The following is a 595-nucleotide window of genomic DNA, read 5'->3' on the forward strand; positions in this document are numbered from 1 at the left end:
AGCAAGCTTCCATCGTTTCCGCTCGACTTGCATGTGTTAGGCCTGCCGCCAGCGTTCAATCTGAGCCATGATCAAACTCTTCAGTTTAAGATCATAAGTGCTTGAAGTAGCACCAAACTTGGCTCAAAGTTCAAACGTTCTCAAATAGATCCGAAGATCTATGACGAGTCGCTTGCCTTGATGGTTCAATGACATGATCACCGAGCCATCGGCAAGCGCCCACATGAATTACCTGATCGATTGTTAAAGAGCGGCTTCGAACCCTGTTCGGGTGAAGCGTCTCGCTTGCTGCCGGCCGGAGCGAACTCCGTGTCGCCAGCGCCCTGCGAGGAAGGCGTATTCTACCGATTCACCTCAGCGTGTCAAGCGATGGTTGGCGTGCGCTGCATCCCGACCGTGCTCCCGCTGACCGCCCATCTCTTCCTGCCGAGATGGCTGCGAATAGAGCCCTCAGCGAGCCCTGTAAAACCAGTGGCGCACATTCTACCGAACGTGCCGTGATTGTCAATCGGAATGTTTCGAAAGTAAACCGAAAAACTCCATGCAGAACAATCACTTCTGCCACTTCCACCGCCTGCAACGTGTGCCCGTCGCC

The 595-nt window shown here is 53.9% G+C and carries 1 rRNA gene; it reads right to left on the minus strand.

The features are described from left to right. A 16S ribosomal RNA gene (locus LWH48_RS18180) occupies positions 1-87 on the minus strand; the annotation flags it as partial. Positions 88-595 lie beyond the last annotated feature (508 nt).

This window comes from Halomonas sp. G15 (assembly GCF_021282295.1).
Classification (GTDB): domain Bacteria; phylum Pseudomonadota; class Gammaproteobacteria; order Pseudomonadales; family Halomonadaceae; genus Halomonas; species Halomonas alimentaria.